This window comes from Exiguobacterium sp. s127, assembly GCF_018618695.1.
GTDB classification, from domain to species: domain Bacteria; phylum Bacillota; class Bacilli; order Exiguobacteriales; family Exiguobacteriaceae; genus Exiguobacterium_A; species Exiguobacterium_A oxidotolerans.
Genome location: NZ_JACSMO010000004.1, coordinates 37,985 through 52,975, shown reverse-complemented (window position 1 = coordinate 52,975; position 14,991 = coordinate 37,985). Strand labels below are relative to the sequence as shown.

The window sequence follows — 14,991 nt, the reverse complement described above, 5'->3', positions numbered from 1 at the left end:
TTAGCATATGAATAAAGAAACAAACGAACGGTTGCAGCAGGCAGCAGAACGAATCAAGAACGAAGACATGAAAGAAGCGATTGCGTTCATCGCTGATTTTCACGGGAGAGTGGCAACGTGGTTGCCTGGAGAGTCTGTCGACTTCATCTTTGATGTCGTGACCGCACCAGGTGCCGATTTAATCGCACCCGTTAGTGGAGATGCACTCGAAACGAAAGTGAACTTCGAATTTTTCATGGGTAAAAAACAAACGCGTAAAAAATTAGGTGAACTTTTAGCGCTTTGGAAAGCACCACGTTCGAAGGAAACACTCAGTGAAATCGATGCGATTGGTCTTAAAAAATGGTTGGCCCGGAATGAATTCCGGTCGGAAGACAAGCCATGGGACTATCTCAACCGTCTCCACGTCTTATTGTTCCTCGATTCGATGACAACCGTCATCGATGATCATCAATTGACGACGTTATACGAACAACTTGTCGGCAAAACACCGGTCCCGACAAGCTTCGTCCGTCGTCAAGGAGAAGTACGTCGTGTCGTCGATAAATTCGTCGAGAAACATGAATTAACGCAGGTCGATTTAGTGAAAGCTTCACTCGTCCGTTACCTGTAATCAGAAAAGACCCTCGGATGAAAGCATGGAGATGACTCCAGCTTTTAACCCGAGGGTCTTTTTATCATGCTTGGCGGTAGACGATGGATTCTTCCTGTGTGTCGTAGAGCAACCATTCTCGCTCGACGAGAACAGGACCGACATTGACAGCATATCGTTCTTTTTTGATGGAAATCGGAACGTCCAGTTGCGTCGACAACCGGCGTCCGTCGCGAAACAAACCACGTTGATGACTATGACCGAAAAACAATAGTCGTTGTTCGAATTGGGAGGTGTTCGGTACTAACGTATAACTCCACTCGAACTGATCACCGTGTAAAAACAGGACATCGTCACCCACTTGCTTTGTCCGGGGGACCGACCGGAGTCGGTCAAGCAGTCCGGATACGCCGGTTGGGACGATTGAAAAAATTCGTTCTTCTTGATTGCCGAGTAACGTCTCGAAATCAAGTAACTGGAGATACTCTGAATTGAGCGTTACGACATGGGCAATCGATTCATACGTGTAACGACGCGCTCTTTTTTTCCCGACATGACACTCGTGCAAATCACCGAGTGAAAAAATCGTTGCCGCGGGAGCGCGTTTACGAATGTCTTGTAGCACAGCACGTGTATCCGAAAATGAACTGTGCAAGTCTGCAATCAATGCGTACTGCATGCGGCATCTCCCCCTTATACAAGGCTATACCCTGGGTGATACCGCATTTATCCTTATTCTGTTTCGACCGTGATACCACGTTCTGCGAAAACAGTTTTTGCGACTTCAAGGGCATTTAAGACACGCGGAAAACCTGTATAGGGCACGAGGTGCATGATGGCTTCGACGATTTCATTTCCTGAGAGACCGGCTGTTAACCCCGTGTTGATGTGTAAGGCAAGTTGCGGTTCTGTTCCTTGTGTGACGAGCGTCGAGATTGTGACGAGTGCACGGTCACGGTTCCCGAGTCCAGTGCGACTATACACTTCACCGTAAGCAAAATCTGTAATCCATTCGCCGACGGCAGGTGCGATGTCTTTTAATGACTCTGAGATTTTATCATGTGTGGATTGAGCTGAATTCGCATCTGTGAACTCACTTAATTTTTTGAGACCGACTTCGTGACGTGTTTCATGCGTTGACATAGTAAATAACTTCCTTTCTGAAGTAACGATACATCCCATCATAACGAAAGAAAAACCATGCTACAAATACATGGTTTTTATACATATCATTCTTTTTGTGAATAAGAATCTTGGACGAAACGAATCCACTCCCGTGTGACATACGACTGATAACGTCCGGTCGGGACAGCGACACCTAATTGCCAGGGTACGCGAGTTTCTAACGGAACTGTTTTGACCCCGTTGACTTGAATCCGGTTTGCGAGCGAACGGGGGAGAAGTGTCACGGCATTTTCTTCTGCGACGAGCAGACAAAGGAAATCCCACTGCGAACTGACATGTGTGACAGTCGGTTCAAAACCAGCCGTTCGGCAGGCGTTTAAAACGACGTTATGGAGAGAGAAGGTTTCATTAAACAAAACGAACGGCATCTGTGAAACTTCTTCTAACGCGATGGAAGCGCGTGAAGCGAGCGGATGGTGTTCCGGTAAAAAAAGGTGCAGCTCTTCTTCCATAAAGGGGTAAACGGTTAAGTTTTCATCTGCAGGAAAGACGGTCGCAATTAAATCGACGTCACCCGCGACGATGGCTTTCTCTAAGGCGTGACCGCCGGCCTCGACGATGTCGATTGTTACCATCGGGTACTGTTCTGAAAATTTATGCAGCAGACGGGGGAAAAAGAGTGAACCGATTAACGGAGGAAGTCCGATCCGGATGGTTCCTTTTGTTAAGTGCATTACGTCATAGAGATGAGAGGGGAGATCAGAAAGTTGACGTAAGATTTTTTCACCTTCAAGAAGGAGTGTTTCACCAGCGTCTGTCAACACGATTTGCCGTTTACTGCGATCAAATAGTGCAATATCGAGTTCTTCTTCAAGGCTGCGGACCATCTTACTTAAAGTCGGTTGCGTGACATGAAGATAATCGGCAGCACGCGTGAAACTTTTAAACCGGGCGACTTCAGTAAAATATTCGAGTTGTCGAAAATCCATCGTATTTCCTCCTATTCCTAATGGTTATACATAGCATAATAAGGATTCATTTTTATTATTGTTTTTGCAAGCGTACAGTAAAAGAAGTGAAACCGTAAAGAAGGAGTAGATAACAATGAAACAACTTGAAGGAAAAGTAGCGTTAATTACTGGAGCAGCAAGTGGAATCGGTCTTGAAATCGCTGAAGAATTTGCGCAAGAAGGCGCTAAGGTCGTGATTGTCGACTTGCAGGAGCAGGCAGCAAAAAGTGCAGCAGAAGCACTGACGGATAAAGGTTTTGACGCTTTTGCGGTCGCGGGTGACGTAACGAGTGAAGCGGCGATTAAATCGAGTATCGAACAGACGATGGCGCATTACGGAAAAATTGATATCGTCATCAATAACGCCGGCATGCAACACGTCTCACCCATCGAAGACTTCTCGACAGAGACGTTTGATTTGATGCAAAGTATCATGTTACGGGCACCATTCCTCTATACGAAATACGTGTTCCCGATCATGAAAAAACAAGGATTCGGACGGATTCTTAACATGTCATCCATTAATGGTTTGATTGGCTTCGCCGGGAAAGCTGCATACAACAGTGCGAAACATGGCGTGATTGGCTTAACGAAAGTAGCAGCACTTGAAGGTGCGACATCCGGTATTACGGTCAATGCGATTTGCCCGGGTTACGTCGATACACCACTCGTCCAAAAACAATTGTCTTCACTCGCTGAAACACGGAACGTACCACTTGAGTCTGTCTTAGAAGAAGTCATCTACCCGCTCGTCCCACAACAGCGTTTGTTGCAAGTGAAAGAAATCGCAGATTATGCAATTTTCTTATCAAGTGATAAAGCAGCTGGCGTGACAGGTCAAGCCGTCGTCCTTGATGGTGGATATACAGCGCAATGAGCATAAGTAAATCCCTTCCTCCGACTTGGAGAAAGGGATTTTTGCTGCTTAACGGAAATTGATGAACTGGACGTCGACAGATAATGGTAACTCACGGACGATCTGCATGACTTGTTGCAAGTCATCACGCGATTTAGCCGTGACACGGATTTGGTCATCTTGAATTTGCGCTTTGACTTTTAATTTGGATTCTTTGACGGCATTGTTGATTTTTTTCGCATCATCACGGTCGATTCCGCTCTTTAGGATGACACGTTGACGGACTGTGTTCCCGGCTGCCTGTTCGACTTTTTCATACTGTAAGTTCTTTGTCGGGACTTCACGTTTAATCAACTTCGTCGTCAAGACGTCTTTGACTTGATCGAGTTTAAAGTCGTCATCCGAGATGAGGATTAAATCCTCTTTCTCAAGTTTCATGTCACTCTTCGAACCTTTAAAATCAAAGCGGTTCGTAATTTCCTTCAGTGCGACTTGCATCGCGTTTTTGACTTCCTCGATGTTGATTTGTGACACGATATCAAATGAATTATCTTTTGCTGCCATATGGCATCTCCCCTTTCGTTCTATTCTCTATTTTAGAGAGGAACAGCGGAAGCGTCCACCACTTTGAAATTTTGTTATAATGAATACCATGAAATGAAAGGGGTGCATGGCTTTGAAACAAACAGCAGATATGTTGACGCTCACGCCAAAGGAGATGGATGAGCGTTATGCCTATAGAGGAATGGACTTGGGTGCGACTTTTGAAGAGACGACGATTCGTGTTCGATTGTGGGCACCGACGGCGGAACGTGTGGTCATCCGTCTGTACCGGACGCTGCGTGCAAGAAAAGTAGAGGAAGTCGAACTGTCAGCCGCTGAACGGGGGACATTCGTCGCAGAACTCGATCGTGCTGTGTATGAAGGTTATTTTTATACATTTCAAGCCATCGTCGACGGTCAGAAAGTCGAAGCGGTCGACCCTTATGCAAAAGCAGTCGGAACGAACGGAAAGCGTGGTGCATTAATCGATCCGTCCAACGTACAACCGGACCGTTGGATTGAGGAGCGACCGATGTTCCATTCGTCACAAGATGCTGTCATTTATGAGTTGCACGTTCGCGACGCGACAAGTCATCCGGCGAGTGGTGTGGTCGAACGAGGTACGTTCCGCGGATTGACGGAAGCAGGTACGCGGACGAAAAATGGTGGATTGACGGGACTCGACTACTTAGCTGATTTAGGTGTGACGCACGTCCAATTACTTCCTATCTATGATTTCGGTTCGGTCAACGAAGCAGCACCAAACGATCCGGATAATTACAATTGGGGATACGATCCGGTCAATTTCTTTGCACCGGAAGGTTCCTATTCATCAAACGCAGATGATCCGAAAGCACGCATCCGTGAGCTCAAAGAATTGGTCCAGGCACTGCATGACCGTGGAATCCGAGTCATCATGGATGTCGTCTTCAACCATACCTATGAAGCAGAAAAGGTTCCGCTTGGTCAGTTCGTTCCGGGTTACTTTTACCGTCAAGCGGCAGACGGAACGCTTTCGAATGGTAGTTTCTGTGGCAATGACACAGCTTCTGAGCGTTTCATGATGCGGAAATTCATCATCGATTGCGTGACGTACTGGGCAAAAGAGTATCATCTCGACGGATTCCGGTTCGACTTGATGGGACTCCACGATATCGAAACGATGAACCAAGTTCGTCATGCACTCGATCGAATCGACCCGTCGATTTTAATCATCGGTGAAGGCTGGGATCTTGATACACCGTTACCGCTCGACCAAAAAGCGAACTATTTCAATGCCCCGCAGATGCCGGGGATTGCACACTTTAATAACGGCTTGCGTGACGGGTTAAAAGGAGATGTCCAAACACCGGAGAACCGCGGCTTTATCAGTGGGGCGTTCGATCGGACGAATGAAGTCAAGCGCGGGATTGCCGGGAACGTTTCATCGCAAGGCTTTGCGGATGAGCCGAACCAAGTCGTCTCCTATGTCGAAGCGCATGACGACTTAACAGTTTGGGACAAGCTCTCTGTCTCACGCCCGGAGGATACGGATGAAGTACGACGTAAGCGTCAAATGCTTGCCAATGCGATCATTTTGACGGGACAAGGGATTCCGTTCCTCCACGCGGGTCAAGAGTTCTTCCGGACGAAGGATGGGATTCGTGATAGTTTCAATGCGGGAGAAGTCGTGAATCGGCTTGATTATGAACGGGCAGAGACATTCAGTTCTTCCGTTGAATATGTCAAAGGGTTGATAGCGATGCGTCGTCAATATCCGATGTTCCGCCTTGAAAATACAGCGATGATTCGCAAACATCTCCGCTTCCTAGAAGAAGGGGAAGGCATCATTGCATATGAGCTGAAGCGGACGTATGAAGGTTACGTCGAGCGGCAACGCGTCTATCATAATGCGACAGATGAAGACGTAACGATTGAATTGCCAAGTGGTGAGTTCGAAGTGCTTGTCGAAAACGGGGCAGTCAAAATTCATGCGCCTCGTCTGCACGAGGAACGGGAATTATTGATTCCGGCACTGACAACGACCGTAGTGGCCGAGCGAAAAGCAGACTATAAAAAGTATGCGGTCGCGGGTGGCGCGGCATTGACGATCATCGGTCTCTTATATGCAGCAAACAAACGTCGAAAAAAAGAGTAACCTAGTATGGCAGTCGCGTTGCGGCTGTCATCTTTTCGTATTAATTCTTTTTAGATAATCCAGTTTTAATTCATCTGATGCGGGAAAATAGATTAAGTAGTATTTAGAGGATTAGTTTTCTGAAAGGGAGCGTCAGCATGTTTGGATTTGATGATATCTGGAAATTTTTCTTATCGTTTTTTCTGTTATTACCGATTGTGACATTAATTCATGAAATGGGGCATTATTTCTTCGCACGATTGTTCGGAGGAAATATGGAAATCAATATTGGGTCAGGCAAGTCATTGGTACGTGTCGGACCGATTCGTTTGAATCGAATTTACTTTTGGGATGGCTGGTGCCAGTATGAGGCACTCCGGCATGAAAATAAATTTACGAACATCATGGTGTACTTGGGTGGTTCGTTAGCGAACGTTGCAGGTATTTTAATCGTCAACGGATTGATTTATGCCGGAGTGTTCGAAGCATCGATCTTTACGTATCAATTCGCTTATTTCTCCTTCTACTTTGTTTTCTTTTCACTCTTTCCGATCGATCATCCGAATGGATATCCGAGTGATGGGAAAGCAATTGTCAATGTCTTTCGGTACGGCAAGTCGGAGTATAATCCGCAAGCGTAAAAAAAGAGGCCTAGCGCCTCTTTTTTTCGTACGGATTGGAGTGCTGCTTGTCAGAAGTGGAGCTCAGTTTGTCTCCTCATCACTTGATTCAGTTGCAGCATCCGCTTGTTCGCTCTCGAGTTCGACTAACTTTTGGATTAAGATGTGACGCGGCATATGCATCAATTGTTCGAGTGGTACATTCAGACGCTTCGCGAGCTCGACTGCCGTATCAGCAGAAAGTTGTAATGGTTTCATGAAAGATCCTCCTTTTGATGATTGGTTCTAGTATACAAGACATACAACGCGAGCGCATCGACAGTAGCTAGAAATCAAGAAGGTTGATACCGTAGGAGGTAGGAAGTGATGTATATGTATAAACCAGCGGCTGAGCTGTTGCTCCATGAATCGGTATCGTTATTTGAACGAGTAGGAGAGGAATTCGTCTTGTTTCGAGAGCAAGGAGGATTTACGAAATGCGATGCGGATTTAAAAATAGTTTGGGAAACAGCCTGTGCTTATGTTCCATTCACGTGGTACCTCGAACCGAATGGAAGTCGTGCGTTCATCGTCTTCGAAGAAACGATTGTCTTCGGATTACTTGATTTAAAGAATGGTCAGATAACATATATGAATCGCCCGGATATCTGGGCGGATGCTTGGTTTAGTAACCTGTATGAGTGGAGTGGCAATCAACTGTTCTTATACGCAGCGGAAACGGATATCGTCCGCTTTGATTTGATGACGGAAGCAGGAACTTTTTCAGACTATGAAGAAGCCCCTTTATTAGGGCGCATCGTCGAGCGTGGATACAATGAACAATTGACGTTCGAACGATTTATTGCGCCGGCGACGATTATCTCGTACGATCCCGATCAGACGCGATACGTCATTTGGGATGCGGTCAAGCAAGAAGAACAAGTCATCCCGTTCTCGGACTATGAAGAATATTCACTCGTCGATAGTCAGAAACAATTGTTTTCTGTCACAGATGCGACACGATTTTACCTCTATGAGGATAAACAATTAAAGTTTAAATTTGAAGGGTGTCAGTCGTCCGTATTGTTAAAAAGTCTGTTGCTTGACGAACAGGCAAGACGACTAGCAATCGTTTCGACGTCACCGAATTTCGGAAACACGTGGGTTCAAATTTTTCACAAGACGTAAACACATCCTTTGTCGGTCGTACGAAGGATGTTTTTGCTGTCTAAGTAGAAAAAAGGAGGAGTCGACAGATGGAACGTCTTGGTCAGAAGATTGTTCGTTTTCGAAAAAGCATCAGTCTCGTCTGGTTGATTGCACTGATTGTCCTTGGGTATTTCGCCCTTCAGTTACCCGATCAATTGAAAGGGAACGGCTTCACCCGTGATGGGGAATTTCAACAAGTGGAGCAGGTGTTAGAACAAGAATTTAAGCAAGACCCCCATCAAATCATCGTCTTGTTTGAAGGGGATGAACAAACGATTCGCAAAGAAATGACGCGGCATGTCACGTTGTTTCGTGACATCAAAGGAGTCGGACAGGTCGTTGGACCAACCGAAAATCCACAAGCGATTCGGGACGGCAAAGGATATCTTACGGTCGGGACACCGGACATCGAACGGACATGGGCAAAAGCCATCGAAAACAAGCTGGATGTTCCGAGTGATGTAACTGTCCGTCTAACTGGAGAACCACTGATCGTCGACGACTTGAACACGGCCTCGAAAAACGATTTGGTTCGTGCTGAATTGATTGGTGTTCCAGCGGCTTTACTTGTCTTACTTATCGTCTTCGGGACACCCTTGGCAGCTGTCTTACCGCTCATCATGGGACTCGTTACGTTCATCTTCGGTGCCGGGATTCTCTATTTTGTCGCGGGACAACAAGAGTTATCGATTTTCGTTCTAAACGCCGTCGCGATGATCTCACTCGCGCTCGGAATCGATTTTTCACTGCTTTACGTCAATCGTTTTCGAGAGGAACAGGGCAAAGGGTATTCGATTGCGCGGGCAGCAGAAGTCTCTGTCGCGACAGCCGGTCGTTCGATTTTATTTTCTGGGATTTGCGTCTTTGTCGGGCTCGCTGGTCTGTTAGTCATCGATGTCGACGTCTTTCAAGCGGTCGCAATCGGGACACTCGTCTCGGTACTTGGCGCGGTCATTAGTGCCATCACGTTATTACCCGCCTTGCTCGCACTGTTCGGTGCAGGATTAGAAAAAGGACGGATTTTTAAGTCGGGCTCGGATCGTGGTGAACGACGCTGGCGGAATCTGGCGCGCTTCGTCATGAAGCGTCCTGTGGCGATTACGGTATTTTCATTGATATTACTCGTCCCGTGCTTGATTCCATTGCGTGATATTGAGTTGAACATTCCGCAAGCGAGTGCCCTGCCGGAAGATTATGCATCAAGGCTTGCTTTTGAGTCATGGGAAAAAACGTTTGGGGATGACGGGACCGACGCAGTCGTGTTAGTCGAGGGAGACTTTTCGTCTGAAGCAGGACTCAGTCGTCTCGAGGACGCGACACGACAGTTTCAAACAGATAGCGGTGTGAAAGAAGTAATTTCCGGCGCGACCTTAGCCGAGCAGAACGGACTCGATTTGCAGCAAGCCGTTCAAATCGAGCAGGCGAAACAACAGTTGACCCCTTGGATTGCGTTTGACGCGGACGTCGCCCGGGTGAACGTCAATTTAGCCGGTGACCCCGGTGATCAAGCCTCGCAGGACTGGGTCAGGAAAGTCCGGGAAATGGGCTTTACGATTGGTGGTCCTGCCGCATTCAATCAAGAAATCTACGATGAGATTTATGACAAGATGCCGCTTGCGCTCAGTGTCGTGTTACTCGCGACGTTCTTGATTTTATTGATTGCGTTTCGCTCGATCTTAATTCCGATTAAAGCGATTTTGATGAACTTACTCAGTCTCGGTGCGACATTCGGATTGCTCGTCATTTTATTTGAATCAGGACTCGTTTTTCCGGCAGAAACGATTGGCATTTTGACGCCGGTCTTTATCTTCTCGCTCGTATTCGGTTTATCGATGGACTATGAAGTGTTTTTAGTTTCACGGATGGAAGAATACTATGACGAGACGGGTGACAATGACGTGGCGACGGAAATGGGGCTTGCGAAAACAAGTAAAATCATCACATCGGCTGCCTTGATCATGATTGTCGTCACGGGAGCGTTTGCCTTCACGGGTGTCAGCCCGATTAAGCAACTCGGTGTCGGGATTGCGCTCGCGATCTTCATCGATGCGACGATTGTTCGGATGCTGTTAGTTCCAGCCTTGATGAAGTTATTCGGACACTGGAACTGGTGGTGGCCGGGCGGTCGACGGAAACGCCAAATGAAGCTCCACTAAACAAGCGAGCAGATTGGCTAGGCACATCATTAGGTATTTTGAAAAGTCCGAGCGTATACTGACGATATTCAAGTTAAGATTTCAGAGGAGGATATGTTTCAATGGCTAATGAAAAGATGTTTGATACGTTTACACTTCCAAACGGAGTGACATTGAAAAACCGCGTCATGATGGCGCCGATGACCAACTATGCGGCAGAAGAGAATGGTGAAGTTTCGGAAGCGGAACTCGCTTATTATGCAGCACGTTCAGGCGGCGTCGGTGCAGTCATCACAGCTTGTGCCAACGTCACAGCGGATGGACAAGGTTTCCCGAATGAATTCGGCGCAGAGCGTGATGAACTCATTCCAAGCTTAAAACGTCTTGCAACAACAATCCAAGACAAAGGCGCAAAAGCGATTCTTCAAATTTTCCATGCAGGCCGGATGGCACCACCAGAACTCGTCGGCGGACAGACAGTCAGCGCGAGTGCTGTAGCGCCAGAACGTGAAGGTGCCATGACACCACGTGCACTCGAAGCAGAAGAAGTCGAAGCCATCATCGAAGCATTCGGTCAAGCGACGCGTCGTGCGATGGAAGCTGGATTTGATGGTGTTGAAATTCATGGTGCAAATACGTACCTGATTCAACAATTCGTCTCACCACACTCAAACCGTCGTGATGACAAATGGGGTGGCAGCCTTGAAAAACGTTTGGCATTCCCACTTGCTGTCGTCGATGCAGTCGAAGCGGTCGCAAAACAAGACCCATCGTTCATCGTCGGATATCGCTTCTCACCAGAAGAAATCGAAAACCCGGGGATTACACTAGAAGACACAATGCAGCTCGTTGATGTACTCGCTAAAAAAGACTTAGACTACCTGCACGTCTCCGTCATGGACTTCTTTGCTGGTTCGATTCGTGATGAAAACGAAACACGTTCACCAATCACACTCGTTCAAGAGCGTGTGGGACAACAAGTTCCAGTCATCGGTGTCGGATCACTCCACACACCAGAAGAAGTCGAGCGTGCCTTGACAGAAGTGCCACTCGTCGCACTCGGTCGTGAATTAATCATGGAACCGAACTGGGTCGAAAAAGTCGAAGCAGGAGACGTCGCGTCGATTCGGACAGAACTTGATCCAACAACACAAGCAGAACTCGTGATGCCGGATGCACTGTGGCAAGGAATTATTAGCCGTCCAGGCTGGTTCCCGATTAAACAAACAACAAACTAAACAACGCGCTTAAAAAAAGGAGGCTTCGACGATGTAGTCGAGTCCTCCTTTTAGCATGCAGACGTTTTAAAGCGCGTTCCGTCGTGGATTGCTTCCAAAGGGAAAAGCAACCATGAGCGTCATCTTATTTTATCCGAACAAATCGCCTATGAAACAAGAATTAATAAGCGACTTGTCCCATTCGTACACCACAAAATTCGTGGAGGGTGACGGGATGGTCAAGATTTGTCCGGTCGAGCATATCGTTTAGCAACAATGCGCAAATGTAGGCATCTTCCTTTGCATCGTGGTGTTTAAACGATACACCTAAAAACTCGGCCATCGTGTTCAATTTATGATTCGGCAGCCACGGATAAAGTTTACGGGATAGCTTGACGGTGCAGCCATATCGAAATGCGGGGATTTGATACAAGTCATACTTTTGAATTGCTTTTTGCAGAGCACCCATGTCAAATGCTGCATTGTGTGCAACAATCAGTTCGGCACCGGCAATCAAATCATATAAGCCGTGTTGTTCCATCGCTTCCGGTAAAGCAGGTTCGTTCCAAACGTCACTCGGACGGATGCCATGGACCCGAATATTTCCGGCATCGAACTCTTCTTCTGGATTGATCAAGACTTGATTACTCGTAACGACCTGACCGTTCGCGAGGACAGACCAACCGAATGCACAAATACTGCGACTGTTTCGATTCGCTGTTTCAAAGTCGATGGCTAATGTATAGGGTTGTACCATAATCATCACTCCTTTTCTTAGAGCATACCGTATTCAGACTTAGAATGCATGTTCGTATTTCGGCCCAAGCATCTTTTTTTCTTCAAGAAACCCGCTCACATGACATGTGAACGGGACGGCGATGATAATTATTTAGCTTGAACGGCTTCAGGTGCTGGTTCTGTATATTCTTGGGGTTTAAAGAGCATGACCCGGTCGCGATAAGCAAAGACACTCGCAGTCAGGACTGCCATCAAGTCAGCAATCGGAAAGGCGAACCAGACACCGCTGACGCCGAAGAACATCGGTAAAATCAACACGAGTGGAATCGTGTAAAGTGTTTGACGTGATAAAGAAAGGAAAAGCGCGACACGGGCTTTCGCGAGTGATTGATACATGCCGTTAATGATCATCTGAATCCCATAGACAAACGAGACGGCGAAAAGAATCCGCATCGCGGTCGAACCATCATCGAGCAGTGCGGTATCATTCGTGAACATTCCGACCCAGAAGCGTGGGAAGAGTTGAATCAATAACCAAAGTGTAATCGATAATGACAGACCGTACCGCATCGCAAGTTTGATGGCGAGCGACATGCGGTCGAATTGTTTCGAACCAAAGTTGTAGCCGACGATTGGTTGCATCCCTTGGACGATTCCCATGATCGGCATCCCGACGAGCGCCATGAATTTGTTGATGACGGCGAAGGTCGCAAGTTCCGTCGTCCCCCCGTATCGGACGAGCATATGGTTGACGGTGATGAACAAAATCGATTGGGAAACTTGCATGATGAAGGACGACGAACCGATTTGCGACATCCGGACAACAAGCTTTGGTTCAAAACGGAAGGCTTCACGGTCTAATAGGAGACTTGTCTTTTTCTGTTTCGTAAAGAAGAACCGGAAAATCAAAATGGAACCGACGATTTGAGCGACGACGGTCCCGAGTGCCGCTCCTTTAATGCCCCAATCGAATCCGAAGATGAACAAAGGGGTCAAAATCGTATTAATCGCGACAGTTGTCAACATGACACGCATTTGATAGTTGGCGCGTCCTTCTGCCCGTAACATCGCACTTGATGCCATCGTCAACATGAAGAATGGGGAACCGAACAGCAAAACACGCAAGAAATCGATGCTGTATGGCATGATTTCATCGGTTGCCCCGAAGACACGCAACAATGGCTCGACGAAGATGAAGGCGGAGACGATGGCGAGCATACTGACGACGAACACGACCATCAAGACATTCGCATATGCGCGACTGGCTCCGATTAAATTTTTTTGACCGAGTCGTTGGGAGGCAATCGCGGCACCGCCGATTCCAAGTGAATTAGCAATCGCCATCAAAACGAGTTGGACGGGAAACGCGATTCCGACGGCAGCGACAGCAATCGTCCCAATTCCTTGGGCGACAAAAATCGTATCGACGATGTTATAGAGCGCAGTGACGAGCATACCAATCATCGCCGGGAGCGATAATCCAATCAATAATTTATTGATGGGTGCATCTCCCAGTTGGGCAGTATTCTTATTCATCGGTAGGAGAGCCTCCTTTAAGGTAAGTACGTTGACTTTTACTCAGACTAGTCGCTTGGGTCGGCAGATGCAAGAAATCACTCCAGGCAATGTGCAAAGAGGAACTGTTCTGTCCTTGTGACGAATCGGTATGAAAACAAAAACACTCCGACAAAAGTACAGTGACGGAGTGTTTGCGCGTTAAGAGGGTAACGGTAAATAGCCTTTTGAGTATTCGAAAGCGAGGAAGAGAATCGCTCCGAGTGCCAAATAGGCAACTAACGTAATCGCTTGTTGTTTTTTCGGCATCTGGTGGTACTCAACCGATTTTTCCGCTTCAAGCAACGGTTCGATGCGTTGGTCGAGTCGACGCAGCAAGGCATCGTAATCATTCGCCGAATCATATTGATAGCGTAAGAGTTCGTCAGCAGCTGGTTTTGCTTCTTCCGGACTTGCACTCCGCAGACTTTGCAAGTCATGGCGTAAAGTCCATGCAATCGGATCATAGCTCGATGTAGCGGAGACTGTAGTCTCACCTGAGTCGAGTTGATCGCTCTCAGCCGGTTCAGCGATTGGCTGTTGTTCCTGTTCCGCTTTTGCTTGTAAAACACGGTTGCGGGCTGCCCGGTACAACATCAGGACGGATTGATTGTCTTCGTATTGTTTCGCAAAACGGTACCGTTTCCAGACGGCACTGCCGCCGAGGAAAGCGATCAACAATAAGATGATGCTGAAATGGGTGAGACCGTAGGCAATCAGGGCAGCGAGTCCTGCAATCCAGACGACGATCGGCAGACCAGCTAAAATCCGTCCGCCATCGAGCGGACTGACCGGGAGTAAATTGAATAGATTGAGCAGGGCACCTAAGTGGAAGATAACGAGCCAAAAATCATTTCCTGTCACGGCATATCCAATCAAAAGCGGGATAAGGGAGAGCAGTCCGGCGAGCGGACCCCCGTAGGCTAAGATTGCTTCTTGTTTCGGCGTTCGGAATGTATCTTTGATCCCGATGACGGCCCCCATGAACGGAACGAAAATCGCTGGTCCCGTCTTAAAACCCAGGCGTTTTGCAGCAGCTAAATGTCCCATCTCATGAATGAACAATAGGTAAAGCAAACCAACACCAAACCAAACACCAAAAATTTGGGCATAAAAGAGAAGCGAAATACCGAACGAAATCAGCGTTCCTCCGAACTTCGAAAATTTTAAGAGTGCAAGGACGACCTTTCCTTTCGAGAGCAAAAATGCTCCGGCGACGGCAAGGCCTCCCCAACGTTTTTTATCCATCATGAATTCCTTCTTCCATAAATATGACGTTCTGTCTCTAGTGTACGCC

At 47.3% G+C, this 14,991-nt stretch carries 15 protein-coding genes; 7 read left to right on the top strand and 8 right to left on the bottom strand.

Annotated features, from left to right (window positions below):
• Positions 1–7 precede the first annotated feature (7 nt).
• Complete coding sequence (locus KNP98_RS06935; protein ID WP_088838133.1) at positions 8–613, top strand: hypothetical protein; 606 nt, start codon at positions 8–10, stop codon at positions 611–613.
• Positions 614–677: 64 nt separating this feature from the next.
• On the opposite strand, the gene KNP98_RS06930 is transcribed toward KNP98_RS06935, so the two are convergent.
• The 3 genes from KNP98_RS06930 to KNP98_RS06920 form a co-directional block, all read right to left on the bottom strand.
• Positions 678–1,271: a metallophosphoesterase family protein gene (locus KNP98_RS06930; RefSeq protein ID WP_214802226.1), complete on the bottom strand. Its 594-nt coding sequence runs from the start codon at positions 1,269–1,271 to the stop codon at positions 678–680.
• Positions 1,272–1,324: 53 nt separating this feature from the next.
• Positions 1,325–1,735 (bottom strand): carboxymuconolactone decarboxylase family protein, encoded by a 411-nt coding sequence (locus tag KNP98_RS06925; protein ID WP_214802223.1) that lies wholly within the window; start codon positions 1,733–1,735, stop codon positions 1,325–1,327.
• A gap of 86 nt (positions 1,736–1,821) precedes the next feature.
• The gene (locus KNP98_RS06920) at positions 1,822–2,706 is read right to left on the bottom strand and encodes a LysR family transcriptional regulator (RefSeq protein ID WP_214810992.1); all 885 of its coding nucleotides are present in this window, start codon (positions 2,704–2,706) and stop codon (positions 1,822–1,824) included.
• Between the two features lie 115 nt (positions 2,707–2,821).
• On the opposite strand from KNP98_RS06920, the gene KNP98_RS06915 reads away from it, so the two are divergent.
• Entirely contained in the window at positions 2,822–3,604 is a 783-nt protein-coding gene (locus tag KNP98_RS06915; RefSeq protein ID WP_214810991.1) for a 3-hydroxybutyrate dehydrogenase, read from the top strand.
• A gap of 48 nt (positions 3,605–3,652) precedes the next feature.
• Here KNP98_RS06915 and KNP98_RS06910 read toward each other — a convergent pair whose 3' ends face one another.
• On the bottom strand, positions 3,653–4,147 hold the full coding sequence (locus tag KNP98_RS06910) for a YajQ family cyclic di-GMP-binding protein (RefSeq protein WP_214810989.1): 495 nt from the start codon (positions 4,145–4,147) through the stop codon (positions 3,653–3,655).
• Positions 4,148–4,253: 106 nt separating this feature from the next.
• On the opposite strand from KNP98_RS06910, the gene pulA reads away from it, so the two are divergent.
• Together pulA and KNP98_RS06900 are read left to right on the top strand one after the other, a co-directional pair.
• On the top strand, positions 4,254–6,263 hold the full coding sequence (gene pulA, locus KNP98_RS06905) for a type I pullulanase (RefSeq protein ID WP_214771696.1): 2,010 nt from the start codon (positions 4,254–4,256) through the stop codon (positions 6,261–6,263).
• 137 nt (positions 6,264–6,400) lie between these two features.
• Positions 6,401–6,883, top strand: coding sequence for a hypothetical protein (locus tag KNP98_RS06900; RefSeq protein ID WP_029331967.1), 483 nt, complete (start codon positions 6,401–6,403; stop codon positions 6,881–6,883).
• A 63-nt stretch (positions 6,884–6,946) separates the two neighbouring features.
• Here the strand turns inward: KNP98_RS06900 and KNP98_RS06895 are convergent, their stop codons facing one another.
• On the bottom strand, positions 6,947–7,120 hold the full coding sequence (locus tag KNP98_RS06895) for a YycC family protein (RefSeq protein ID WP_088838124.1): 174 nt from the start codon (positions 7,118–7,120) through the stop codon (positions 6,947–6,949).
• Positions 7,121–7,228: 108 nt separating this feature from the next.
• On the opposite strand from KNP98_RS06895, the gene KNP98_RS06890 reads away from it, so the two are divergent.
• From KNP98_RS06890 to KNP98_RS06880, 3 genes are all read left to right on the top strand, one after another.
• Entirely contained in the window at positions 7,229–8,029 is an 801-nt protein-coding gene (locus KNP98_RS06890) for a hypothetical protein (protein ID WP_088838122.1), read from the top strand.
• A 68-nt stretch (positions 8,030–8,097) separates the two neighbouring features.
• Positions 8,098–10,206: an MMPL family transporter gene (locus KNP98_RS06885; protein WP_214810987.1), complete on the top strand. Its 2,109-nt coding sequence runs from the start codon at positions 8,098–8,100 to the stop codon at positions 10,204–10,206.
• 101 nt (positions 10,207–10,307) lie between these two features.
• Positions 10,308–11,423 (top strand): NADH-dependent flavin oxidoreductase, encoded by a 1,116-nt coding sequence (locus tag KNP98_RS06880; RefSeq protein ID WP_214810984.1) that lies wholly within the window; start codon positions 10,308–10,310, stop codon positions 11,421–11,423.
• 160 nt (positions 11,424–11,583) lie between these two features.
• Here the strand turns inward: KNP98_RS06880 and KNP98_RS06875 are convergent, their stop codons facing one another.
• The 3 genes from KNP98_RS06875 to KNP98_RS06865 form a co-directional block, all read right to left on the bottom strand.
• Positions 11,584–12,159: a 3'-5' exonuclease gene (locus tag KNP98_RS06875; RefSeq protein ID WP_214766410.1), complete on the bottom strand. Its 576-nt coding sequence runs from the start codon at positions 12,157–12,159 to the stop codon at positions 11,584–11,586.
• Positions 12,160–12,287: 128 nt separating this feature from the next.
• Positions 12,288–13,676 (bottom strand): MATE family efflux transporter, encoded by a 1,389-nt coding sequence (locus tag KNP98_RS06870; RefSeq protein ID WP_214810982.1) that lies wholly within the window; start codon positions 13,674–13,676, stop codon positions 12,288–12,290.
• Between the two features lie 180 nt (positions 13,677–13,856).
• Positions 13,857–14,942: a site-2 protease family protein gene (locus tag KNP98_RS06865; protein ID WP_088838115.1), complete on the bottom strand. Its 1,086-nt coding sequence runs from the start codon at positions 14,940–14,942 to the stop codon at positions 13,857–13,859.
• Positions 14,943–14,991 lie beyond the last annotated feature (49 nt).

Excerpts from the sequence above, each read along its gene's own strand:
- KNP98_RS06890 (WP_088838122.1), top strand. The coding sequence starts at position 7,229 with ATGTATATGTATAAACCAGCGGCTGAGCTGTTGCTCCATGAATCGGTA.
- KNP98_RS06875 (WP_214766410.1), bottom strand. The coding sequence starts at position 12,159 with ATGGTACAACCCTATACATTAGCCATCGACTTTGAAACAGCGAATCGA.
- KNP98_RS06885 (WP_214810987.1), top strand. The coding sequence starts at position 8,098 with ATGGAACGTCTTGGTCAGAAGATTGTTCGTTTTCGAAAAAGCATCAGT.
- KNP98_RS06925 (WP_214802223.1), bottom strand. The coding sequence starts at position 1,735 with ATGTCAACGCATGAAACACGTCACGAAGTCGGTCTCAAAAAATTAAGT.
- KNP98_RS06920 (WP_214810992.1), bottom strand. The coding sequence starts at position 2,706 with ATGGATTTTCGACAACTCGAATATTTTACTGAAGTCGCCCGGTTTAAA.
- KNP98_RS06865 (WP_088838115.1), bottom strand. The coding sequence starts at position 14,942 with ATGGATAAAAAACGTTGGGGAGGCCTTGCCGTCGCCGGAGCATTTTTG.
- KNP98_RS06910 (WP_214810989.1), bottom strand. The coding sequence starts at position 4,147 with ATGGCAGCAAAAGATAATTCATTTGATATCGTGTCACAAATCAACATC.
- KNP98_RS06900 (WP_029331967.1), top strand. The coding sequence starts at position 6,401 with ATGTTTGGATTTGATGATATCTGGAAATTTTTCTTATCGTTTTTTCTG.
- KNP98_RS06895 (WP_088838124.1), bottom strand. The coding sequence starts at position 7,120 with ATGAAACCATTACAACTTTCTGCTGATACGGCAGTCGAGCTCGCGAAG.
- KNP98_RS06935 (WP_088838133.1), top strand. The coding sequence starts at position 8 with ATGAATAAAGAAACAAACGAACGGTTGCAGCAGGCAGCAGAACGAATC.
- KNP98_RS06880 (WP_214810984.1), top strand. The coding sequence starts at position 10,308 with ATGGCTAATGAAAAGATGTTTGATACGTTTACACTTCCAAACGGAGTG.
- pulA (WP_214771696.1), top strand. The coding sequence starts at position 4,254 with ATGGCTTTGAAACAAACAGCAGATATGTTGACGCTCACGCCAAAGGAG.
- KNP98_RS06870 (WP_214810982.1), bottom strand. The coding sequence starts at position 13,676 with ATGAATAAGAATACTGCCCAACTGGGAGATGCACCCATCAATAAATTA.
- KNP98_RS06930 (WP_214802226.1), bottom strand. The coding sequence starts at position 1,271 with ATGCAGTACGCATTGATTGCAGACTTGCACAGTTCATTTTCGGATACA.
- KNP98_RS06915 (WP_214810991.1), top strand. The coding sequence starts at position 2,822 with ATGAAACAACTTGAAGGAAAAGTAGCGTTAATTACTGGAGCAGCAAGT.